At 52.0% G+C, this 22,512-nt stretch carries 23 protein-coding genes and 4 pseudogenes; 18 read left to right on the top strand and 9 right to left on the bottom strand.

Annotated features, from left to right (window positions below):
• Positions 1-19 precede the first annotated feature (19 nt).
• From KW839_RS20920 to KW839_RS20875, 10 genes are all read left to right on the top strand, one after another.
• Positions 20-796, top strand: a complete 777-nt coding sequence (locus KW839_RS20920) for an SDR family NAD(P)-dependent oxidoreductase (RefSeq protein ID WP_218425384.1) — start codon at positions 20-22, stop codon at positions 794-796.
• 95 nt (positions 797-891) lie between these two features.
• On the top strand, positions 892-2,292 hold the full coding sequence (locus KW839_RS20915; RefSeq protein ID WP_053154103.1) for a GntP family permease: 1,401 nt from the start codon (positions 892-894) through the stop codon (positions 2,290-2,292).
• 158 nt (positions 2,293-2,450) lie between these two features.
• The gene (locus KW839_RS20910; protein WP_218425383.1) at positions 2,451-2,900 is read left to right on the top strand and encodes a cupin domain-containing protein; all 450 of its coding nucleotides are present in this window, start codon (positions 2,451-2,453) and stop codon (positions 2,898-2,900) included.
• Between the two features lie 95 nt (positions 2,901-2,995).
• Positions 2,996-3,175 carry a DUF1330 domain-containing protein gene (locus tag KW839_RS20905; RefSeq protein WP_218425382.1) on the top strand — a complete coding sequence of 60 codons (180 nt, stop codon included), beginning with the start codon at positions 2,996-2,998 and terminating at the stop codon, positions 3,173-3,175.
• Positions 3,144-3,296, top strand: a complete 153-nt coding sequence (locus KW839_RS28170) for a DUF1330 domain-containing protein (protein ID WP_371318091.1) — start codon at positions 3,144-3,146, stop codon at positions 3,294-3,296. The genes KW839_RS20905 and KW839_RS28170 overlap by 32 nt, the downstream gene beginning before the upstream one ends.
• A gap of 229 nt (positions 3,297-3,525) precedes the next feature.
• Positions 3,526-4,788 (top strand): OprD family porin, encoded by a 1,263-nt coding sequence (locus KW839_RS20895; protein WP_218425380.1) that lies wholly within the window; start codon positions 3,526-3,528, stop codon positions 4,786-4,788.
• 282 nt (positions 4,789-5,070) lie between these two features.
• Positions 5,071-6,045, top strand: a complete 975-nt coding sequence (locus KW839_RS20890) for a quinone oxidoreductase (RefSeq protein ID WP_218425379.1) — start codon at positions 5,071-5,073, stop codon at positions 6,043-6,045.
• A gap of 584 nt (positions 6,046-6,629) precedes the next feature.
• Positions 6,630-9,065, top strand: coding sequence for a LuxR C-terminal-related transcriptional regulator (locus tag KW839_RS20885; protein WP_218425378.1), 2,436 nt, complete (start codon positions 6,630-6,632; stop codon positions 9,063-9,065).
• A gap of 159 nt (positions 9,066-9,224) precedes the next feature.
• Positions 9,225-9,986: an SDR family NAD(P)-dependent oxidoreductase gene (locus tag KW839_RS20880; RefSeq protein WP_150779002.1), complete on the top strand. Its 762-nt coding sequence runs from the start codon at positions 9,225-9,227 to the stop codon at positions 9,984-9,986.
• Positions 9,987-10,529: 543 nt separating this feature from the next.
• Entirely contained in the window at positions 10,530-10,709 is a 180-nt protein-coding gene (locus KW839_RS20875; protein WP_256352779.1) for a DUF3800 domain-containing protein, read from the top strand.
• Here KW839_RS20875 and KW839_RS20870 read toward each other — a convergent pair.
• Positions 10,699-11,277 carry a plasmid pRiA4b ORF-3 family protein gene (locus KW839_RS20870; protein WP_218425377.1) on the bottom strand — a complete coding sequence of 193 codons (579 nt, stop codon included), beginning with the start codon at positions 11,275-11,277 and terminating at the stop codon, positions 10,699-10,701. The two genes, KW839_RS20875 and KW839_RS20870, sit on opposite strands and share 11 nt — an antisense overlap.
• Before the next feature lie 3 nt (positions 11,278-11,280).
• Positions 11,281-12,129 (bottom strand): annotated as a pseudogene (locus KW839_RS20865) (IS66 family transposase); the annotation flags it as partial.
• A gap of 2 nt (positions 12,130-12,131) precedes the next feature.
• Here KW839_RS20865 and KW839_RS27725 point away from each other — a divergent pair.
• The 3 genes and pseudogenes from KW839_RS27725 to KW839_RS20855 all read left to right on the top strand — a co-directional run.
• Positions 12,132-12,452 (top strand): annotated as a pseudogene (locus KW839_RS27725) (anti-virulence regulator CigR family protein); the annotation flags it as partial.
• 163 nt (positions 12,453-12,615) lie between these two features.
• Positions 12,616-13,125 (top strand): hypothetical protein, encoded by a 510-nt coding sequence (locus KW839_RS20860; RefSeq protein ID WP_218425376.1) that lies wholly within the window; start codon positions 12,616-12,618, stop codon positions 13,123-13,125.
• A gap of 71 nt (positions 13,126-13,196) precedes the next feature.
• Positions 13,197-13,325, top strand: a pseudogene (locus KW839_RS20855) (transposase); the annotation flags it as partial.
• Between the two features lie 319 nt (positions 13,326-13,644).
• Here the strand turns inward: KW839_RS20855 and KW839_RS20850 are convergent.
• Positions 13,645-13,875 (bottom strand): hypothetical protein, encoded by a 231-nt coding sequence (locus KW839_RS20850; RefSeq protein WP_095056216.1) that lies wholly within the window; start codon positions 13,873-13,875, stop codon positions 13,645-13,647.
• Positions 13,876-14,048: 173 nt separating this feature from the next.
• Between KW839_RS20850 and KW839_RS20845 the strand changes: the two genes are divergently transcribed.
• The gene (locus KW839_RS20845) at positions 14,049-15,710 is read left to right on the top strand and encodes a SulP family inorganic anion transporter (protein ID WP_218425375.1); all 1,662 of its coding nucleotides are present in this window, start codon (positions 14,049-14,051) and stop codon (positions 15,708-15,710) included.
• A gap of 21 nt (positions 15,711-15,731) precedes the next feature.
• Here KW839_RS20845 and KW839_RS20840 read toward each other — a convergent pair whose 3' ends face one another.
• The 4 genes from KW839_RS20840 to KW839_RS20825 form a co-directional block, all read right to left on the bottom strand.
• On the bottom strand, positions 15,732-15,920 hold the full coding sequence (locus tag KW839_RS20840; RefSeq protein WP_095056214.1) for a ribbon-helix-helix protein, CopG family: 189 nt from the start codon (positions 15,918-15,920) through the stop codon (positions 15,732-15,734).
• A gap of 86 nt (positions 15,921-16,006) precedes the next feature.
• A complete protein-coding gene (locus KW839_RS20835; protein WP_218425374.1) occupies positions 16,007-16,180 on the bottom strand; it encodes a hypothetical protein in 174 nt (57 codons plus the stop codon).
• A gap of 182 nt (positions 16,181-16,362) precedes the next feature.
• Complete coding sequence (locus tag KW839_RS20830; protein WP_095056213.1) at positions 16,363-17,001, bottom strand: LysE family translocator; 639 nt, start codon at positions 16,999-17,001, stop codon at positions 16,363-16,365.
• Positions 17,002-17,103: 102 nt separating this feature from the next.
• On the bottom strand, positions 17,104-17,721 hold the full coding sequence (locus KW839_RS20825; RefSeq protein WP_095056212.1) for a helix-turn-helix domain-containing protein: 618 nt from the start codon (positions 17,719-17,721) through the stop codon (positions 17,104-17,106).
• A gap of 45 nt (positions 17,722-17,766) precedes the next feature.
• On the opposite strand from KW839_RS20825, the gene KW839_RS20820 reads away from it, so the two are divergent.
• From KW839_RS20820 to KW839_RS20810, 3 genes are all read left to right on the top strand, one after another.
• Positions 17,767-18,462, top strand: coding sequence for a B3/4 domain-containing protein (locus tag KW839_RS20820; RefSeq protein ID WP_218425373.1), 696 nt, complete (start codon positions 17,767-17,769; stop codon positions 18,460-18,462).
• Positions 18,463-18,484: 22 nt separating this feature from the next.
• Positions 18,485-19,378: a dihydrodipicolinate synthase family protein gene (locus tag KW839_RS20815; RefSeq protein ID WP_218425372.1), complete on the top strand. Its 894-nt coding sequence runs from the start codon at positions 18,485-18,487 to the stop codon at positions 19,376-19,378.
• Between the two features lie 97 nt (positions 19,379-19,475).
• Positions 19,476-20,123 carry an FMN-binding negative transcriptional regulator gene (locus KW839_RS20810; protein WP_218425371.1) on the top strand — a complete coding sequence of 216 codons (648 nt, stop codon included), beginning with the start codon at positions 19,476-19,478 and terminating at the stop codon, positions 20,121-20,123.
• A gap of 900 nt (positions 20,124-21,023) precedes the next feature.
• Here the strand turns inward: KW839_RS20810 and KW839_RS20805 are convergent.
• Positions 21,024-21,122, bottom strand: a pseudogene (locus KW839_RS20805) (hydroxymethylglutaryl-CoA lyase); the annotation flags it as partial.
• A gap of 24 nt (positions 21,123-21,146) precedes the next feature.
• Entirely contained in the window at positions 21,147-21,656 is a 510-nt protein-coding gene (locus tag KW839_RS20800; RefSeq protein WP_256352778.1) for a hypothetical protein, read from the bottom strand.
• Positions 21,657-21,677: 21 nt separating this feature from the next.
• Between KW839_RS20800 and KW839_RS20795 the strand changes: the two genes are divergently transcribed.
• On the top strand, positions 21,678-22,409 hold the full coding sequence (locus KW839_RS20795) for a hypothetical protein (RefSeq protein WP_218425370.1): 732 nt from the start codon (positions 21,678-21,680) through the stop codon (positions 22,407-22,409).
• Positions 22,410-22,512: the final 103 nt, after the last annotated feature.

Genomic DNA, 22,512 nt, shown 5'->3' with positions numbered 1-22,512 from the left:
ATAGCCTGAGGTGTGCAGTATGACTTTTGAAAACAAAACTGCTTTTGTAACTGGTGGTGGTTCGGGTATTGGCGAGGCTGCTGCGGTTGCGTTGGGGGCCAAAGGTGCTCACGTAGTAGTGGCTGATTTGAACCTAGAGAACGCATCTAAAGTCGCAAATTTTATTTTGAATCAAGGTGGTAACGCCATTGCTGTATCGATTGATGTGTCGGACGCAAATTCCGTGGATTCCGCGTTCAAAACTGCTGAGGAATGGTATGGAGGCACCACCCACCTGCTAGTCAACAGCGCTGGCATTCTGGGAATTCACGCGTTTATCGACTATCCGCTTGAGCTGTTCAACAAGGTGATGGCTGTGAACGTCACGGGTACTTTTCTGTGCTCACAGCGTGCCGGCAAAAGCATGATAAAGGCGGGGTACGGTCGTATAGTCAACGTTGCGTCGGTGAGCGCCGTACGTGCTGGGATTGGGCGTACCGCTTATGGCACTTCTAAAGCAGCCATGGTCGGGCTTACTAAACAGCTTTCAATGGAGCTAGGCCCTCATGGTATTACAGCAAACGCTATCGCCCCAGGCCCAGTTCTCACTCCATTAACTGAGGCGAGTTATACGCCCGAAACAATTGAAGCGTACACCTCAATGATCCCAGCACGTCGCCTAGGGGTACTTGATGACATGACCGCGACAATCATTTTTCTGCTATCTGATGGTGCGGCATATATCAATGGCGCATATTTGCCGGTTGATGGTGGGTATCTCGCTAGCGGTGTAAGCAAGACGGGAAAGTTGAATTAACTAGCTATACTCCTTGAGCTCTTAATGGGCCCAAGATCGCCTAAATCAACAAATTTTTTAAATAATAATAAATCTAATTAGGTGTGAGATATACCATGTCTGTGCTTATTGCTTTAGCAGCGTTAGGTTTCCTCATGTTCATGGCCTACCGGGGGCACAGTGTCATACTGGTAGCTCCATTGGCGGCCCTCGGTGCTGTTTTTTTTGTCGATCCATCATCCGTCGCACCCATCTTCTCAGGTGTATTTCTTGAAAAGATGGCGACATTTCTAAAGCTGTATCTGCCGGTGTTTTTGCTAGGCGCTGTATTTGGGAAGGTCGTTGAAATATCTGGATTTTCTGAAGCTATTGTAGCTGCAGCAATCCGCTATTTTGGTCGCTCTAAGGTTAACTTTATCGTAGTGGCCGCGTGTGCGCTGATGACTTACGGTGGCGTTTCCGTATTCGTTGTTGTCTTTGCTGTATATCCGTTTGCGGCGGAGCTTTATCGTCAAAACAATATTCCCAAGCGTCTGATGCCTGGTGCACTAGCCTTGGGTTCGTTTTCTTTTACTATGGATGCCCTTCCCGGTACACCACAAATCCAGAATATAATCCCAACTACTTTTTTTAATACGACTTCTTGGGCTGCTCCGATACTAGGTGTTTCGGGTTCCATATTTGTATTAATTGTAGGTTTGATCTATTTGGAGTATCGACGCAAATCTGCTATGTCCGCGGGTGAAGGTTATGGCGAGGCTCATACTAATGAACCTGAACGTGTCCAGTCCGCTAATCTACCTAATCCCATTCTTGCGTTGGCTTCTTTGCTAGTAGTGGGGGTTGTTAACTACTGTCTCACCGTATACATTCCGACTTGGTACAGTGCTCTATACTCAATTAGTCCCGAATTTTTTCCAGGGCTGCCGGCGCTTATTACTGGAAAAACCTCTAGCACAGCCGCTATTTGGGCAGTACAGGGCGCGCTACTTTGTGGCATCTTATTTGTGGTAGCTGTTGCATTTAGGCAGATCCGCGAGCGCTTTGTAGCGGGTGCCAAACAAGCTGTTTCCGGCGCTTCTATGGCAGCGCTCAATACAGCGTCTGAATATGGCTTCGGTAGCGTCATAGCAATCCTGCCAGGGTTCCTCGTGGTTAGTAGTGCTCTCCAATACCTCCCCGATCCCTTAATAAAGGCTGCTGTTTCGGTAAGTACGCTAGCAGGGATCACAGGATCTGCGTCAGGAGGGCTGAGCATTGCCCTCGCCGCAATGGGCGATCAACTTATTGCAGCGGCTAACGCTGCAAATATTCCGCTTGAAGTTATGCATCGCGTCGTATCGATGGCAAGCGGTGGCATGGATACGCTACCTCACAATGGTGCGGTGATCACATTGCTTGCCGTCACTGGACTCACCCATAGACAGTCATACAAGGAGATATTTGGGATAACCATCATCAAGACCATTGCAGTGTTCTTTGTGATTGCGATGTTCTATACCACCGGGCTTATTTGAACAGTGTGCTAGTGCCAGTAGTGCCATTTTTTGGTCATATCTCAGTAGTAGATTTTTAAAAGGCATGTTGGCTCAAGTTTTTGCAGCGTATTTCGTAGTCGATCGAACCATAAATATGGTTCACATGATTATCGCCTAGTAAAGTAAGGAGAGAATAGATGCAAGCTGAATCGAAAGTCTCACTGAAACTCCCCGAATCTGTTGCCGAGTTGGCAAAAAAATTAACATATGTCACTCCGCAAAACGCCCCTTTTGTTCCTGGTCGTCGTGCTTTTTTCAAATATCGCGATCTTGGCTTAACTGATGCAACCGCCGGTGTAGCTAGGGCGCAGGTCACCTGCGCAACTGATGTAATGGAGCAGACTGGATGGCATTATCATATCTGCGATGTTCATTTTATATACGCACTTCGGGGGTGGATTGAACTTCAGTTTGAAGACGGGCGCACTATCCGTGTTGAAACTGGCGAATCGCTATTTATCCCGCCAGGACTTAAACACAATGAAACGGCTATCTCATCGGATCTTGAGCTGTTTGAAATGTCAGTGCCTGCAAAAATGGGAACAGTCGCCTGCGAGCGGCCAAGTCACTTGCCAGCAGGTTTTTAGTCAGCCACCAAGCACTTTAGATATGTGTGAGGCGGAACCTCAATTGTTCCACCTCATCTGAATGTTCAGATTAACTTTTTATAAAAGTGGTGAAAATGAGTAAGAAGGGCTACCTTTTTGCGGAGCTTACAGTTACCGATCCAAATGCCTTTTACGAGGAATATATGAGCAGGGTGAAGCCGGTAATAAAGAAATTCGAAGCAAAATTTTTAGTTGCAACCGATTCGCCTGAAGTGATTGAGGGTGAGCGAGTCGTGCCGCGTGATTTTTCTTGAGTTTTCGTCCGTCGAGAAAGCTCGCGAATTTTATTACTCCCCAAAGTATGAAGATATTATCGATTTCAGATTCAGATCCTCATCAGCTCATCTGTATATCCTTGATGGGGTCGCCGGGTAGTGTCCTCTACTTGCTCATGCGATTTTGGATTCCAGACTGCGTTCAGATTGCTATGGATTTATTTAGAACTGTTGCTTTGGGGTTGGTCAGAAGTCGTCGGTGATTAACCGACTGGAAGGAATGTTTATACCCCGCTCTATTTGGTGAAGTGAAAAGCACTGCAATGTCAATAAATGAACCGCAGTTGTGTGGCTCATCCCTAGCACAAAATAAAAACAAGGTGCCAGTGATGTTTAATTTTTCTCAAAGACTCGCGTGTGTCTGCTCGTCTCTGTTAGTTGCCCCCTTCGCTTCCGCAAATTTTGTCGATGATTTCAAGGGCAGCCTTGAACTCAGGAATTTTTATTACAATCGAGATTTTAGAAATGAAGGCGCAGCTCAGTCCAAGCGTGATGAATGGGCGCAGGGTTTTATCTTAAATCTTCAGTCGGGTTTTACCGATGGGACGGTGGGCTTCGGTGTTGATGCCCTCGGGTTAGTCGGCGTGAAGCTGGATTCGAGTTCGGATAGAACGGGATCTGGCTTGCTTGCTTTTGATTCCGATCGCAATGTTGAGGATGAGTACGGTAAGTTTGTTGCCACGGCAAAAGCGCGTTTAGGGAAATCGGAAATGAGGATAGGTTGTGTCAATCCTCTTATGCCCTTGCTCTGGAGCAACAATAGCAGGCTCTTGCCACAAGTTTTTCGTGGCGGCCTACTAACTGTCAATGACATCGGCAGACTCACGGTGACAGCGATACGCATCACTGCTGTCAAACAAAGAAATTCAACTGATTTTGAATCTCTCACGGCTACTGGGTATGCTCCTGTTGAAGCGGACAATTATAATTACTTGGCCTTCGACTTTAAACCAACAAGTAATGTAGCGCTAAGTTTGCACGCGGCTGAGCTTGAAGATCTTTACCGTACTTATTTTGCTGGTATAAAAACTACACAGCCACTCCTTAAAGGGAATGTAATAGCCGATGTGCGTTTTTTTGATTCGGGGGAGAGCGGGTCAAATAAGCTTGGCCGCGTTGATAATCAAACGTTAAGTAGTTATTTTGCTTACAACCTACAAGGGCATACCTTCGGTGGCGGTTATCAGAAGGCGTGGGGCGATACGCCATTCGCTTTCGTTAATGGCGCTGATTCTTACCTCTTCGGCGAGTCGTTGGTAAGTACGTTTACTGCACCAAATGAGAAAGTTTGGTTTGCTCGTTATGACTATGACTTCGCGGCGTTGGGTTTGCCTGGCCTATTACTCACAACCAAATATGTCAAAGGGGATGACTTAAATCCAGAGCCTCTCACGACCCGGCAAGCTGCTGCTTTGCGCCTAGTCGGAGATCAGGGAAAAGAATGGGAGAGGGTGACCGATATTTCATACGCCATCCAAAGTGGGCCTGCGAAAGGCCTGGCTTTACAATGGCGTAACTCGACGAATCGCTCAAATTATGCAGATAGCGCCAACGAAAATCGCTTGATCATGCGCTATACCTTCAATTTTTGAGTAATCGCACGCCGAGCGTTAGCAGATGATCATGCTGGTCGCTGCACTCCGGCGATCTCCGGGGGGGGGGCACTTCCAGCTCTGCTCGACTTGTAAGGTCATGCCTTCGTGGCTATTCATTTTAGCTGGGTACCTCGCTCTACGCGTTGCCACACGACTCACGGATTTCTTTGATGCAACATGTGCGTTAATGCTCTGCAGTCAATCCATCTTGTTCATATGAGATGGTGCTAAAAAACTGTCTATTCATTTGTTCTAATAGCTTTTAAACAGGAAGTAATAATGGTGTCTGCAATCCGGGTTAACCAATTTGGCAATCCTGAACTACTGATACTGGAGGTACAGCACCAACAATCTCCAAGTAAAGACGAGGTTTGGCTTGAACAAGAGGCTATTGGTGTCAATTTTCTTGATGTGCTTCAACGTAAGGGCGCGGTGGCCATTGCGTTGCCATCGGGAATTGGGCTAGAAGGAGCTGGACGCGTCGCTGCAGTGGGTGTTGGGGTAACTAATGTGAAAGTCGGTGATCGCGTCGCTTATGCCACCGGGCCAATTGGTTCGTATGCTTCGCATAGGCTTTACCCGGCAGCGCGGCTAGTCAAAATCCCGGATGGGCTGTCGTTCGACGACGCCGCAGCCGTTATGTTCAAAGGTATTACTGCGCAGTACTTATTGAAAACGACATTTCCCGTTGGGGAGGGCACAACCCTTCTCCTCTACGGCGTAGCGGGAGGGCTGGGGGAAATCATGGTGCCGTGGGCAAAACACTTGGGTGCGACCGTGATCGGGGTGGTTTCGAAGCAGGCCAGTGTCGAAAAAGCCAAGGCGTCAGGGTGCGATGAAGTCTTGGTGTTCGATGCCGATAGCCTGGCGTCGGACGTCGTGCGTATCACCGATGGCAAAAAGGTCGATGTAGTCTATGACCCCTTAGGGCGCATTTCCTTCCAAGCGTCTCTCGACTGCCTGCGATCACGCGGTTTGATGGTGTCGTTCGGCGCGTCGTCGGGTGCCCCTTCACCCGTGGAGCTATCGATGCTCAACGCCAAGGGTTCCCTGTTCCTGACGCGTCCTTCGTTAGCAGCTCATACGGCGACTGACGCTGAGTATCAGGAGCGTGCCCAGGATGTCCTGGCTGCTGTAGATGCGGGTATCATCAAGCCTCGGATCTGGGCGAGCTACTCGCTAGCAGACACAGCATTGGCACATGCCGACCTGGAGTCGGGGCGTTCATCGGGAGCAATCATTCTAAAACCATGAATCCTCAAATTCTGAGTATTCAGCATAGTGACCTGTCGGCGCTGATTGAAAACTGACCCACCAGCCTTTACTGGATCAGTTTTCGGTCAGCGGCAACACAGACTGCCACACGTACTGCTCGGCTTAATTTAGGTGGGTTATGCATCCTATGTCTCACTTGTTTTTATTATTGAGCGCAATCCATGTCTGTATTCGGTCGGCAGGATAGCAGGCGCGCTTCAACAGCATGAGCCCTCTGTGCTGGCCGGACTCATGAGAGAGCTGAACACTACGTCTCAGGTATGCTTGATCGCATTAACCCCAAAGCACCAAATTAATAGACTGTCGATAAGCCGTTGATATATATGGTTTTTCTATGCTTTTTAGGGTGTATAAACGTAACCGTAGTTCTTTTGATTTTGCTGTTAGTGCTTTGGGGTGATTGGCGTACAAGAGGGACTGGCCGCATACTATGAGCTGAGAGATTGGACAGGCTTCATTGCTATGAGATAAGTGAGCCCATGATTCCAGCAGCTTCCCCTTTTTACTTCTCGCGTGCCCAGCTCCCACGAAAACCGAGATCCCACATCATTCGCACATCACTGATGAACAAGGTGCTCTCTCGGGACGTCCGACTGCGCTTGTTTTGTGCGGCGGCAGGTAGCGGCAAAACCACCTTGATGGCGGACTGTGCGCGGACTAGGACTACGGGGCGAATTATTTGGCTTTCTATGCATGGGGCGGAGCTAAGCAGCGAAGCATTTCTTCAGGACATCCTTACTGCTTTAACCGATAGTGCGCCAGAGAACACTACCGAATTGCTCTTGACCAAAACGTTGATGGCGGTCTCTGATTCTCTCTGGATTATGCTCGATGACTACCCGCATCGACCTACGCCTGAGCTTGATGCCTTGCTGGGGCGACTACTGAATTTGCCCAATAACTCTGTTCAATGGTGGGTTACTACCAGGCGGCGGATTGGTATCAACTTGGCGAAATTGCTTATTGCTGATGAGCTTCTTGAAGTAAACGGTGTAGATCTCGCCATTACCGAAGGCGAACTGCCCATTCTTTTGGGCGAGGGGAGCGATACCAACGCTTTCGAGAGCACCTTCCGAGAGACTCAAGGCTGGTTTGCTGCTGCCTCAATCTGGCTCGCCGCGCAGCAAAGTCAGCGTAACCACCTTAGCATTAACTACCAACTCGAATCGTTGCTACGCGATTACGTTGAGATCGAGTTACTTGGCACGCTGTCCGAGAAGCTTCGAAGGCAACTGGCCGTTTTGGCCGTTGCTTCAGCTTTCAACGACGCGCTTTGCTCGTACCTCCTCGAGCTTGAAAACAGCCACGCGTGGTTCCGGGATTTGGAAAGCCAAGGCGCTTTTCTTTACCCCATTGCTGAGCATCCCGGCTGGTTTCGGCTAATGCCTACTGCAGCCTCCATTCTGACGATGGAGTTGACTGCAGAGGAGGCGGAGCGTATTCACTTACGGGCATGTAACTGGCTGGAAAATCGAGAGCAATACCGCTTCGCAATCGACCATGCGCTTGCTGCAGGCATGCATGTCCGAGCTACGAAATTACTGGAGCAGCTTGCCAATAGACGTCTGCTATATGGGTTCCAATCTACACAGGTTTTTGAATGGTTCAATGACTTGCCTGTCAGTCTTACCCATAGCAGCATCGACCTAGTTCTACTCAACGCTTTTGCATTTGGAGCAACCTTTCAGGTTGAGAAAGCTGCAACCTGCCTAGAAAGTCTTAACAAATTTTTACCTGTAGCAGATGCCGAGCACCAGCGGCGAACGTTAGCTCGGGCTCAAGCTCTGCTAGGTCTTCTAGCCCATGCATCGGGTGATCATTTGAACGCTCGGCGACATTGCCTAGAAGCCATTGAAGTCTTACCAGTGCAAGATTGGGCGGTACACTTGGTTTGCCACTCAAGTTTAATCAACCACGCATTGTTTGCCGGTCAGCTTGAGGTTGCTGATAACCTATTAGCGTCTGCAAGACAGTTCTTGAAGTTGTTCGAAAGTGAACTACCAGCGTTGGTAGTGGATAACTATCAAGCTGACGTGATGATGGTGCGAGGACAATTGGTGCCGGCGGAGGCAATGCTTGAGCGTAATTTGTTGCTTGTCTCCAACACCATTTATTCCGAGCGAGGCTGGGTTGGCCGCACTTACCTCAAGCTTGGACAGATACAGATGCGGCTTGGGAAAATGGCTTTGGCTGAGGAGCAGTTCTGGACGAGCTTTCGCATTATGCATAATGCTTTAGAACCTGCCGCCTATCAGCCTCTTTTAGAGTTGGTAGACTTAGCACTACTGGACGACGAAGTCGGCAGGGCCAATAGTTTGGTTGATAAGGCAGCCAAGTTATTGGCTGAAAGCAGAATGGTATCATCGAGTTACTTGGCTTGCCTAGAGTTAGCGCAAGCCAAGGTAATGATCCGTCGTGGCGAGCCCGAACGTGCATTGCCGTTGCTCGCCAATATTCAGCAGCGGCATGCGTCGGGAAATAGCACTCAACCTCTTTCCACCATGGAACTGATGTTCGAGTGTGAAGGTTTAATTGTTGAAGTTGGCATGTGTGATTACTTGCAGGCTAGCAGTAAAATTCAAACTATAATCACTAAGGCTTATTCCCTTGGCTACCTTGCCAGCGCCGCCGACTTGACGTTCAAGCTGGCACGCGTTGCTTACAAAGCCGGCGATAAAGAGGAAGCGAGATTATGGCTGCGAAAAGGACTCGAAGCTGCCAAGCCAATGCAGCATCGTTTGCCAATGGAGTATCTGGAGCGAACTTTTCCAGAACTCTGTTCCTTGGTGGAGCGGGATAAACAAGATGGTCTGCTTTCGGAGCGAGAAAAAGAGGTCTTACGTTTGGTTGAAGCTTGCCTATCCAATGCAGAAATTGGGCGACGATTGTACATCTCAATGTTTACTGTGAAAAGCCATATACAGCGAATCTGTGGCAAGCTTGGAGTTAGGCGCAGAGCTCAGGCAGTAGCGAAAGCTAGATCAATGAATCTTCTCTAAGGATATTGAGTCACTTCCGTAAAGGTCGAGCCAAGTTGTATCGGATAAGCGCCAACCTGATTTGAAAATGGATACCTGCCTATCGTGACCGCCTGCTGCCGACGTTGCCTGCTTGGTGCTACGGTAATGGCTCTGTAGCAACCAATTCGAGACATCCATATGAAATCCAATCCGACAATCGATAACGTATTACGCGTCGCGTTGGTTACAGGATCGACTTCCGGTATCGGCGCAGCCATTGCACGTGTACTAAGCCGGGCAGGCTATGCGGTGGTGCTCCATTCGCGAAATTCTGCGGATACGGGACGCGCTATGGTTGCCGAAATGAAACAGGCTATTTACGTGCAAGCTGATCTTACTTTCGAATCTGACAGGGTCAGGCTTGTTAACGAGGCAATCGCCGCATGGGGGCAGCTCGACGTATTGGTCAATAACGCCGGCATTAGCAGAGTCATTCCGCACGGCGACCTTGCCTCTGCCAGTTCGACAGTGTGGCACGAACTTAACGAGGTTAATGTCGTGGCGCCGTTCCACCTGGTCGCTTTGGCCGAATCGGCATTGCGCGATGCCGCCCGTTACCGTCGAGCAGGTTGCGTCGTAAACATCAGTTCGCATGCCGGTATCCGTCCTAAGGGCGCATCAATTCCCTATGCGGTAAGCAAAGCTGCGCTTAATCACATGACCCGCTTGCTCGCGGTATCGCTTGGGCCAGAAATTCGCGTAAACGCTGTGGCGCCTGGCTTGGTCGACACGCCTCTGACCGCAGAGTGGACAGATGCCCAAGAGTTGTGGCGAACACGCGCACCTATGCGCAGGGCCGCTAGCCCAGACGACATCGCAAAAGCTGTTGTAATGCTGGTCGAGTCGGACTACTTAACCGGCGAGATACTCCTGTCAGACGGCGGGTTGAATCTGACCTAGGTTTAGCGTGCTCCGGTGGAGCAGGCGAGAAGACGAGTCACCCTGTTTCGCCGACTCGCCAAACGCCGGACGGATACCATAGCTTTTCAGGGCTGGGTAGAGGGCTTCGCCGGACGGATACTACCCATCCGCGCTCAATTTGCTTCAAGCATAAATGGGCCCTGATGAATGTTGGTTGAAGCGCCGAGACCTGATGATCAAGAGCTACACGACGAAGGTAGACCATTTATGGACGGTCGAGGCCAGGTAGCAGGTGAGAGGGTCAGGTTGGCCGGAGAGGGCTCCTGAGATGCTCTGACTAATGTGAAACTGGGAAAGTAGCTGATCAACATTGTTGATGGCTTTTAGCCTCGATGCCAGCTAGATTTGGAGCTTTCTACGATCAAGGACGGAAATGAAAAAGCTCATCGCAATTATGGGGATGTGCGTTCTACACGTTCAGTGAAGGCCCTACGCCCGGCGTAACTACTGCCACGAACTGAGACCGCCACCTTGCCACTGGGCGACCCACTGCGCTCAGTCAGATGTTGATGGAGCACGCCCATGGACAGAACATATGCCTTCGTGGATGAGTCCGGGAATTCCAACCTTGATACGTCAAAGGGAGGAAGCTCGGGCTTCTTCATCGTGTGCTCCATTCTGGTGGCAGAGAAAGATCTGGAAGGGGATAGTTGGGTCATGCGTAAGCGTCCGAACTACACCGCCTCGCAACTCAAACCTTAATCCGTTTAAACCACTGGTTCACGCGCTCGCACTCAAATGCTGCTGGATCAAAAACATCGCCATGCCATTCAACCATCTCGTCATGCTCTGGATGATCGGGGTTGGCCATCGCTTCCAAAAACTCCTCGTAACCTAGTCCGCCACCTACGTCTTCCGGTGGGCAAGCATTGGCACCGTCGATGCAATACGGCACTTGAGGACAGGCAATGGCGGGTAGTGTTTTTTCGACCTTAATACGGTGATGCCAACTGTCACCAAAGTCATAGAGGTAGTCGAATGTTCGCTTACCGCTCAGCGCCTTGATCAGCGTTTTACGAGCTTCCGGGTTCACCGTCGGCCCCCAGCCATCGGGATCGGGCATGCCATAACGCTCACCGGCAATTTCAAACTCATGCAGATGGCTATCACTCCAGCCCATCACGACCTGGATGACATGGTGCAATTTGCCCAAGGTGATGTTTTCAGGCACCGCGAACCGACGCCAGATCGTCGGAGTGATCCCCTTCAGCTCAATGTGCAGCAGCAACAATTCGGAGGCGGGTTTGGGTACGCGGACAGTTTTAACCATGGATCAAGCGGCCTCGCAGTATTCAGTGTGGTTCAAGGAAATATTCCAGGGCAGCAACTCGCTCACCCGATTGATGGGGTGTTCGGCAATGTGCTCCAGCACGTAGGTCAGATACGCCTGCGGATTTAACCCGTTTAACTTGGCAGTGCCCACCAGGCTGTAAATCGCAGCCGCTCGTTCTCCTCCGGCATCGGAGCCAGCAAACAGGTAGTTTTTGCGGCCCAGCGCGACGGCGCGTAGCGCCCGTTCGGCGGCGTTGTTGTCGATTTCGATTCGGCCGTCATCGCAGTAGCGGATTAAAGCCTGCCACCGATTGAGCGCATAGAAGATCTCACCGCCCAATGCCGATTTTTTCGACAGTTGAGTCAATGTCTGGTTAAACCATGCGTGAAGTTGTTCCAGCAGCGGACTGGCCCGGCTTTGCCGAACCGCTTTTCTCTGATCTGGCGGCTGTCCTCGGATCTCGCTCTCAATGGCATACAGGGCCGCAATCCGTTGCAGCGCGTCGCTGGCAAGTGGTGAAGCCTGATCTTTGTAGACATCGTAAAACTTGCGGCGGGCGTGAGCCCAGCAGGCGGCTTCCTGAATGGTGCCTGCCTCATACAGCTGAGCAAAACCGGCGTAGCCGTCAGCCTGCAAGATCCCGCTGAAATTTTTGAGATGAGCACGAGGATGTTGCCCCTTGCGATCCGGCGAGTAGGCAAACCAGACCGCCGCCGGTGTCGCGTCACCCGCAGGTCGATCGTCCCGCACGTACGTCCATAGGCGAGCCGTTTTGGTCTTGCCGTTGCCCGGCGCGAGCACGCCAATCGGCGTGTCGTCGGCATGGACTTTGTGACCGCTCATGACGTGGTGCTCATGGAAACAAAGGTAAACATTCCGATGGTGGCGATTGGGATCATGGCCCGAGCATTAATCACAGTAGCGTTCTCGGTATTGTGGGCGGCTATCGAGACTATTGGAGCCCAAGCCCTGCATTGCCGCCAGGTATTCAAAAGAACCTCGCACGGGGCAAACCGCTTCCACCCGGGATTGCCAAAAAACTGGACGGTCGGTTGGTCGGTAGATTGCCTCATTACGATGGATACGAATGGCAGCAAGCGGGCACCGACTTGATACTGGTCGCGCTGGCAACCGGGCTCATCTATGAAGTACTCAACGGTGCATTTGATTAATTCTTGAGTGATGAACACAGATGTTCCTCACTTACGCTGTGTGTGCTTCTTCTGGCGGAGGGCTGATGGCGACAGTGTGCAGCCACTTGGTTTTTCGCAGTAATTGAACTGTCCGGCACCGAGTGCGTCTTATAAAAGGTGATATCACCCAAAGGAAGCAATCATGCTTTTAAAGAATAAGAATCTCGTTGCTGTCATGTCCTGCGCCCTGATGCTTGCAGCAGCCCCTTTACTTCCCTCTGACCTCTCTATCATGAACTCCGCCTATGCGAAGGATGGTGGTGGTGGTGGTGGTGGTGGTGGTGGTGGTGGTGGTGGTAATGGTGGTGGTGGTGGTGGTAATGGAGGCGGTAATAGCGGTGGACACGGCGGTGGTACCGGTGGCAGTCACAGTGGTTCGGATCACGGCGGGCCCAATAGTAACGGCCGTGGCAATGGACTAAGTAGTGATCATTCCGGCAAGGCTGTTCGCGACCATGGCGAAAGCGGTAACCACTACGGCAATGATCGCAATGGTGATAGCGGGCATGGCTCAACGACTTCAGGCATTGCCAATTCCAAAGATACGCGCGGCGTGGCCAAAGCCACGGCCATCTCGGCCTCGACCCCAGGGGATCACAACTCTAAAGGGTTGAGCAAAGCCGGGACGTCGGCAACAAACAAATCACACTAATCCGCTACACCTACAGCACGCAACTTTAAACAAAACGGACGCCCGACAAAGCGCCCGTTTTTATTTTCGCCTTGCCCATTGCCCATTCCACTTTGGCGCAATGGGTGGGCAACTGCGGTGTGAAATTACAGCCGCCGGTTGATGCGCTGCGCGAAGCCGTGCTGACGCACGGCTTCGTCCACGCCGACGAAACGCCCGTATAGGGTCGCGACAATACCGTGCTTCTTGCGGGCTGGTTATGGCACAGCATTGGATCAGACAGCATCTTCCTCACGGGGGCATTTCTTGCAGCAACAGCTCTGCTCTTGCTGTACTTAAGAAACAATAACTGCGGAAGAATTTCGATCTGATCGTGCAACACAGCGGTTGAATAACGCATATCAGTAGTAGGTAGGATCAGCATGGCGAGCTAACAGAGCTTTGCCATCCCAAACCGAACCTTCGGTTCGAGGTAAGAGCCGTCCACAGCCAAAAGCGGCAGCTAGCGTGCATGCTTATGTCTCTGGGGTGATCCAAGGGTTAAAAGTGGATTTCAGCGGTTTTGAGGCCTAGGTCTCGAAGCTCGGCAATCAAGTCATCCAGATGCCCAAAAGACTCGACCTCCTCGTTGTCATCAACCAAGAAAAAACTCCTGCCAGCGTCCTTCTTGAAGAACACAATCCACTCCTTGGGGTTGGTCGGGTTCGCGATCACATGGGAGTCGAAGGTCACGCCTTCGGCATGTTTGGTTTTCACAGTTTTACGATTCATATCGTCACCACGCTACGCGCGCTCTCAAAATTATCTATTTTCAGTGTATGCCCGCCAGCTCCATCTGAGCTTTCACTTTAAACGTCTCCAGCCGCACGACGCAGTAGTTCAAAGGCTTTTCAATTATAACTGCATGTTAATACTATGCACATACACTCATTGAGGAGCGAGCCATGATTGCGATAGGTGAGGCATGGAAGGCGGGACTGTTGGGTCGAAAGCACTGGCTCAGCAATATGGTGTCTGGCGTGATAGTCGGGGTCGTGGCGCTCCCCCTGGCAATGGCTTTTGCCATTGCATCTGGCGTCAAGCCTGAGCAAGGCATCTACACCGCAATCATCGGTGGTCTGCTGGTTTCACTCTTTGGCGGAAGCCGCTTGCAGATTGCCGGCCCAACAGGTGCGTTCATTGTGATTCTGGCGGGAGTCACGGCCAAGCATGGCGTTGACGGTCTTCAAATCGCTACGATGATGGCGGGCGCCATGTTGTTCTTGCTGGGTTTTGCCCGGCTTGGGGCAATCATTAAGTTTATCCCCGATCCGGTGATCGTCGGATTCACCGCAGGAATCGGCGTGATCATCTGGGTTGGACAGTGGAAGGATTTTTTCGGTTTACCGACGATCAGTGGAGAACACTTCCATGAAAAGTTCTGGCATTTGCTCCAGGCCTTCCCTGATCTTCATATAGCCACCAGCCTGCTGGCTGCACTCAGTCTTTTCCTGGTAATCACCACCTCCAAAATCCCTGGTCTCAAACGGGTGCCTGGCCCGCTAGTCGCAATGGCGGTTGCTACGGCAATACAGTCAGCTTTTCATTTCCAAGGGGTAGCCACGATTGGCAGCGCATTTGGTGGCATTCCTCAAGGTCTTCCAGCGTTAAGCCTGCCTGAAATCACGCTGTCTCGCGTAATCGATTTGATTGGCCCAGCGTTCACTATCGCCATGCTTGGAGCAATCGAATCGCTGCTGTCGGCAATGGTGGCCGATGGCATGGCGGGCACTAAGCATGATTCCAATCAAGAGCTGATCGGGCAGGGGGTGGCTAATCTGGTCACTCCATTGTTTGGTGGTTTCGCCGCTACCGGAGCCATTGCCCGTACTGCAACCAATATCCGTAACGGCGGCACAAGCCCGCTGGCCGGCATTACGCATGCGGTCACCTTGTTGCTGATTATTCTGTTTCTGGCACCTCTAGCCTCAAACATCCCACTGTGTGCCTTGGCCGCCATTCTTTTCGTGGTCGCCTACAACATGAGCGAGTTAAAACACTTCAAGCGCATGCTCCAGCGAGCCCCACGCGCAGACGTGTCTATCCTGCTCATCACCTTCAGCCTCACCGTGTTCAGTGACTTGGTGATCGCCGTGAATATCGGCGTCATTCTGGCAATGCTGCAGTTCATGCGCCGCATGGCCTCATCTGTCGAGGTGCAGCAGATAGTCGAGCACGAACTTGAAGAAGAGTTAAGAGCCAACGGCCATGTTCGCTTGCCGCCAGGGATACTGATTTATACGATAGAAGGGCCACTGTTCTTTGGTGCAGCTGAGACCTTCGAGCGTGTGTTAGCACAGACCCACACTGACCCACGTCTGCTGATTATCCGTCTGAAGCGCGTACCGTTTATGGATATCACGGGCTTGCAAGTGTTGGAGGAGGTCATTCAGCAGCTACACCAGCGCAATATCGTGGTGAAACTCTGCGAAGCGAACACGAAGGTGCTCAACAAGCTCGATAGGGTGGGTATCCTGCAAGAAATCAGCCCGGAGCACTATCACGCCGACTTCAATACCGCGCTGGCTAAAGCTGTCAGTCACGTTGAGGGTACGTCGACCCTCTAGAGAACAACTGCCAGTGTTGGGTTATGACTTGGTACTGGCGGCATGCTTGCTCTTGGTCGAATAGCTGGCGCCGTGAGTATCCAGGTAGTCACGAATTAACTGGCGGACTACCTGCGAAGACGTCAGGTCTTGTGCTGCACAGAGTTCCTCGAAAGCTTTTTTCTTGATGGGGTCAATGAGCACGGTGAGGCGCGCAGTCTTGCTTTCCATGGGGTATTTAATCGCTCAAGTCGCTGGATGTTAATCAAATTGTAATTGCCTTGTTCTGTGCTGTCACTGCACAGGCGGATTGCCGCTCAGCACCCGTTGTTCTTGCTGATTGTGTCCAAAGCACCACGATCGTTGCCGGCGACCTCCGCTGATCCGCGCTGCTCGACCCAGAGTGTCAGCTCCATGATCGCGGCTTCGAGGGCGAGCTGGTTTTGATTGATCTTGAAGAGTAGGGAAGGGAATAGGTCTGTGTTCGACATTGTGATTCCTCCGTGGAGTAGGTCAGCGTAGCAGGAGGGTGTTATTTCCGTTCAAGCTGCCTGGCGTCTGCGGTCACCGCTTCCATCGAAACCAGTTCTGCAGCGGTGGTTCACTACGTCATCCCATTTCCGACAGCTAGCTTTGCCATAAGCTGTCCGGCGGCGTGGAGCCGTACGGATTTTCAGGGGCGGGCAAGCAGTAGCTTGAATCCAGCGGCTCCAAAGACAGTCGCGAGTGTACCCTCGATCCAGCGGCGAGCCTTCCGGTACCCCCGTACCATGGGGGCGGTAGAGAAGACGATGGCGTAACCACAGAAGATCGTGATGCTGAGCATGGCGCACCCCGAAAGAATGACAGCGACTGTCACGGGAGATGCCTCAGGCCCCAGGCCGAGGGTCATCGTAGCCACCCATCCCAGCAATGCTTTTGGGTTTGTGATATGCATCAGAAGGCCCCGCTGATAGAGCTTGAAGCCCGTAACGCTAGGGACAGCCGCCACCTGCTGCGCAAGACGCTCGTCGGTAGTCAGTGCGGATCGACCTGCTTTTATGGCCAGGAAGAGGAGGTAGATGCCTCCTGCCACTTTGAGGACGACAAGTGCCTGCGCATACTGCGTTAGCACGGCAGAGACGCCGGTGGCCGCCAATATTCCCCAGAAGAACGAGCCACTTATAACACCTGCCGCGAGCGACAACGCCGACCGCCGGCCTTGGTTCATGGCAACGCCCATGATCCGCATATTGCTAGGGCCAGGACTTGCCGCTCCGATGATGTACGCGGTAAAGACAATCAGCAGGTTGTGGACATCGATCACGTTCATGTTCTCCCTTATAAATCTGCGCGAGGTTGCAAACCCCAGAAGCCATGCGATAGCGCAGGATGTGGGCCGGGCGCTACTGAACCTCCTGCAAACCACTGAGTGTTAGAGTTCCCGTGTGGGACGGTGTAGCTCCGTTACCGACATGGTGAACACCAGTTTGGACTTCCCATTATTCGAATAGCTATGGGGTACATCTGTCTTGGCTACTGCTGCGCTGCCCTTTGTAATGATCAGTTCGGTTTCGCCTACCTCAAGATGAAGCGTCCCTGACTCCACATGGAATAGCTCAGTTGTGCCCTGAGGGTGTCCTGAGGAGGCAAACGTTTCACCGGGATACAGCTCCCATCGCCAAAGCTCCAGCATGTTTGGGCCGCTGGTTCCTGCAAGGAGGCGGGCGGATCCCCCGGATGGCCCTGTCCAGAGTGTAGGAATGTCTTGGCTCTTGATCAGGTGAGCCGATGGAGTGTCGGCCACATTCACCACGTCCGCTACTGACAGCCCAAGTGCAGCCGCGATTTTGCACAGGATGGCTATGCTCGGATTGGCGGTGCATTTCTCTATTTCAACCACCATCCCCTTGCTCACGCCGGAACGGCGAGATAGTTCGTCCAACGTAATTTTTTGCTTCTGCCGCTCTTGTTTGAGCCTGCGGGAAACAGCCTCACTGACCGTCTGAACGTCGGCACCTGGGTCGGTCGATATATTGACTTTATTGGTCATTGTTAGCTAGCATGATTTTCAATTTATGGACTTGGGGATTCTCTGATGCTGTCCGTACTGCCGTCAATCAGCGAAGACGTAGGCAATCTGGCTCCCGGCTTCAGAGCGTTGAGCATTGTGGTTGAAGCTGCGCCAATAACCAATCCTGACATCGCCTCAAAGGCGCTGGCGCAGGCATGTAAATCAGTCCAATCGGGCGATGTAGGCTGGGCAGAAGCTCACCTCATAGCTTGGGCAGACGTCTTCCGTAAATTCGGCGCTAAGCCGCAACGTACTCCATGCTCCGCCGAGGCCCTGCGCAAGCGCGTATTGCGCGACGGTAGCCTAGCCAGCATTGATCCCATAGTGGATCTCTACAACGCCATCAGTATCGAATATGCAATCCCTGTTGGAGGGGAGAATGTAGAGGCCTATGTGGGCTCTCCGCGTCTAGTAGCTGCTGACGGTACTGAAGTGTTCGACACCATGAAAGAAGGCGTACCGGCACAGGAATTTGCCGACCCTGGCGAAATCGTTTGGCGGGATGATCAGGGCATCACTTGTCGTCGGTGGAATTGGCGTCAGGGTGTTCGTACTAGACTCAATGCTGACGCAAGGCACATGTGGTTCATCCTGGAAAGCCTGCCGGCGATGCCGCTAGAGGCCCTGACAGAAGCTGGAGATAAGCTGATAGAGGGACTGGAGCTGATGATGCCCGGCGCCCGAATTGAGAGCACTCTGATCGAGGCTAAGGCCTCTTAAATCCCGGACAGAGAGATGAATAATGTTCGACGGACTTAGCGCATTCCCTTTAACCCCGATGAATGAATCAGGGGTAGACGAGCAAGCCTTCGCCCGTCTCGTAGAAAACCTCGTAGCAGCAGGTGTGTCTTCGATAGGCGCCCTAGGGTCGACAGGCAGTTATGCATACCTGTCCCGAACAGAACGTCAGCGTGTTGCTCAACTAGCAGTCGAGACTGCGGGCGATATCCCCGTCATGGTGAGCATTGGGGCCTTGCGAACGCGCGACGTGCTATTGCTGGCGGAGGATGCGCAGAAGTCAGGCGTAAAAGCATTATTGCTTCCGCCGGTTTCCTATCAAAAGCTGACGGACGACGACGTTTACTCGCTATATGAGGCCGTCAGCTCCAACATCTCTGTTCCTTTGTGCGTGTACGACAATCCAGGTACGACTCACTTTGAGTTCAACGACGAACTTCATGGACGAATCGCCCACCTACCAAATGTCCGTTCTATAAAGATCCCTGGTGTCCCTCACGCTCCCGAGGAGGCTAAGGCTCGGGTTGACCGTCTTCGAGCAGTCATTCCAAGTCACGTGACCATTGGCGTGAGTGGGGATGCATTCGCCGCTACAGGCCTGAATGCAGGATGTGAGGTCTGGTATTCCGTCATAGCTGGCCTTTTCCCCATCACTGCAAAAGCTATCACTGACGCTGCCCTTGCTGGGGATGCCGCAGAAGCAACCCGCCTTTCTGAGCGGCTCCAACCTTTATGGTCGTTGTTCGGTGAATTCGGTGGCAGCTACCGCGTCATCGCGACGGCGGCTGAGCTCCGTCAGTTCACTACCATGCCAAGCCTCCCACTACCCTTGAGAACTATAAGTGGAGAAGGGCGGCAGAAAATTGCCAAGGTAATTGAGGAGCTTGGGTTGAGCTAAAAAATTGGCCTGTTGAGTCCCTCTGAGGGGAGGCCGACTCGGTAGGGTCGACGACCTCTTAGCGGTAGTGAAAATTTCGGCACTAGGAGCAACGTCAATGTACATCCCTCCCCAGTTTGAAGAGTCTCGCATCGAAGTGCTGCAAGAAGTGGTCATGCGAAATCCATTTGGGTCGCTCGTCACTTACTCTGCCGACGGGATTGACGCAAATCATCTCCCCTTTGTACTCGAGCTTCGCAGCGGAACTCTCGGGATGCTGTATGCGCATGTAGCGCGCAATAATCCTCTGTGGCATGAAATCCCACAGGGCAGTGAAGTGTTGGTGATATTCCGAGCCCAGGATGCATACGTATCGCCGCAATGGTACCCCAGCAAACATGATTTCCATCAACAAGTCCCCACGTGGAACTATCGGGTCGTGCACGCGTTTGGTCGAGTTGCGTTTCGCGATGATGCTCGGTATGTGCGTGGTGTCGTCGCAAAGTTGACCCAGGCGAACGAAGCTTCTCAGCCCACACCTTGGAAGATGACCGATAGTTCCGAAGAATACATAAGTGCGATGCTTAAACAGATCGTCGGCGTTGAGATCGAGGTCACTCGGCTCGTGGGGAAATTTAAACTCGGCCAGGACGAGGAAGTTCGTGATATTCGCGGGGCAGGCGAAGCTCTAATTCAGCGAGATGGTAGGTGTATTGGGATGGCGATGCTTGAGTGCGCTAATGATAAGGATGCTGAGGGGATTTAGGGTCGCGAATGTGGCAAATGTTGCTAACCGGTTGAGCTAGAACCGGTTGCTGATCGTCTCGAAACAGCTTCATGGGTGGCAAGGTTTCGAAACTCCAGTATCCGTTACTTCCTAAATTCGGTGATGCGTTTGCCCGATCACTCGGGTGCCATCAGCACGGTGGTGTCCACAGCACCGCGAACATGACCAGCAGCCTCCGCTGAACTGCGCCGCCCGACCCACAGCGTCAGTTCCATGATCGCGGCTTCGAGGGCAAGCTGGTGCTGTTTGATCTTGAAGGGCAGGGAGCAGGCTCGCTCTCACATTAGGGATAGGGGGTGGAATACAGGGTTAGTCTGTGGAAAACACAAATGCCAGACAGCACTAAGGGGAGCCGAGGCTCCCCTTTAATTTTGTCGTTGCGCGTGCTCTTTTTTTGTTATTGAGGGGCGGTCTGTTTTTGTTTTTGGAAACCGTGACCCTTTACCGCTGTTTTTGTCGATCCCCATCCGGGATCAAGAGCAAACGTATTTTTTTGAGCGCTGATCTACTTTTTCGCTGAGCGAGTCAACCAGTTCTGGAGCTACCTGAGGGTAGTTTTATTGTTCTCTGCCCGGTTGCGGGTTACTCCGAAAAGCACCCTGAAAAGCACATCTTCTCCAAAAAAATCTGTTCGCTGCGTCTCTGCCGTGTTGTTTTTGTTATCTCAGAGTCGTTACGTCTTGTTTTTATTAGGTTTTCCGCTTTTTTTGTTCTTGTTATGCAGTAGAGATAGCAGGCTCCGTGCCAACTTTTTAAAATCTTTTAAAATCAATGGTTTGAAAATTGTTTTGGTTTTGCAGTCGGCCACAGCCTGACAACTTGTTTCCGTGTTACTCGCTTTTGCCCACGTTTTCGGCGATGCGGTAACACCCGCAGATTTCACTGTGCGCTGCGAGCCTTGGCCACGCGCGAACCGGTCGGACGCCCCAGTACCGTAGAAATCTGCTGACCCGCCAGAATCAATGCGTCCATTGATACTGACTTCACCGGCACGACATAGAACTAGCGTGATGTCTCGACTTTCAACACTTCGATTTGGATTGCGTCCACTGTCTGTCCGACCTGAAGGTTCATCATATGGGCCTGAATTTTGGGGTTGTTAACAGTAACGACTACCTCTTTCCCATCTGGACGCAGCAAGGTCACCTCGTTTTTTTTCATATCGATATCTGTGATCTTCGAAGTCACCTTGAGCGCGGAAAACACCTCACCACCCGGAAGGCTGTCAGGTGGGGCGCGGTTGATCCAAGAATCATTGCTAACACTCGGAGCACCGTCAACGCTGGTGTTGAGTACGTAATCGACAGATCGAGTAACGCGGATGTCGACTTTATCGCCAACTTTCAGGTTGCGCATGGCCTTGGCCTGGTCGGTGAGTGGAATGGACACCGGGCGTTTATCAATGCCTTCAATGGTAACTCGGTAGTTGGCCGGATCGCCCTGCAGCCATGCTGTATGGTGCCATCCTGCCAGTAGCTTTGAGCTAAGATGAGGCGCTAGCCAGGCCACCATTACACAAGGATAGTTTTGGGTATGACGTACATTAACTTGCCCAGAGATCAGCAAACTGCAATCAGCGACGTCGACGAGACGGTGCTTCGGTCAGCAGTTCACAAATGTTTGGATGAAGAGCGCGTAGGGCCGATTCATGGGCTTGGTCTCAGTGACTGTGGGCATTACGTGGCTACCAAGCTCCATGGGTTCCAACAAGCAATCGCTGAGTACGGCAAGGCCAAGGCTCATGCCAAGCGCGAACGGAATCGGCAAGATGCGCTGCGTGCCGGCAGTGACCTCATTCACGCGGTGCAGCAAATGAAGGGGCGGCTCGAAACTGAGCGCCATGAGGGGGAGCTGTTCTTCATTGATGATCAGATCAGGCCGCCTTTCCACCTCAGCAAGCGGCTTTCAGTGCAAGTGCCGTTTCGCTGGCGGGCGTCCCAGTTCTCGGATTGGAAGCACGGGCAACTAACTTTTGTCTACGATTTTTCCCCTCAGCCCAGCTATATCCTGCCGCTGCCCAAGCGTAAACCCAGCGCGGCCCAGGTAGCGAGAGATCTCGAAGATAGTCTGTACCGAGAATGGGAGCGCTTGAAGGCTCAGGGGCTCTTCTCTATGAGAGAGTTCTTCCGCGATGGCGGCGACGGTGATGCTGTGCCTGCGATGTTTGCGGTGCGACCTAGTCCCTACGGCGGAGGCCTGAACAACTTCAGCTGCAATTTTTGGCAGCCCGAGAGGCCTGCACTGTTGGCGCTGATTGAAAACTGACCCACCCTGCCGATTGAAAATTGACCCAGGGCCGTTTGCTGATTTTTGCATCAGCAACTGTGGATAAGCTTAGCAGCAGTGTCCTGCTGACATAGGCACTAAG

This window comes from Pseudomonas sp. PDM31, from assembly GCF_019218965.1.
GTDB lineage: Bacteria > Pseudomonadota > Gammaproteobacteria > Pseudomonadales > Pseudomonadaceae > Aquipseudomonas.
This window is presented reverse-complemented; position numbering and strand designations above follow the sequence as displayed.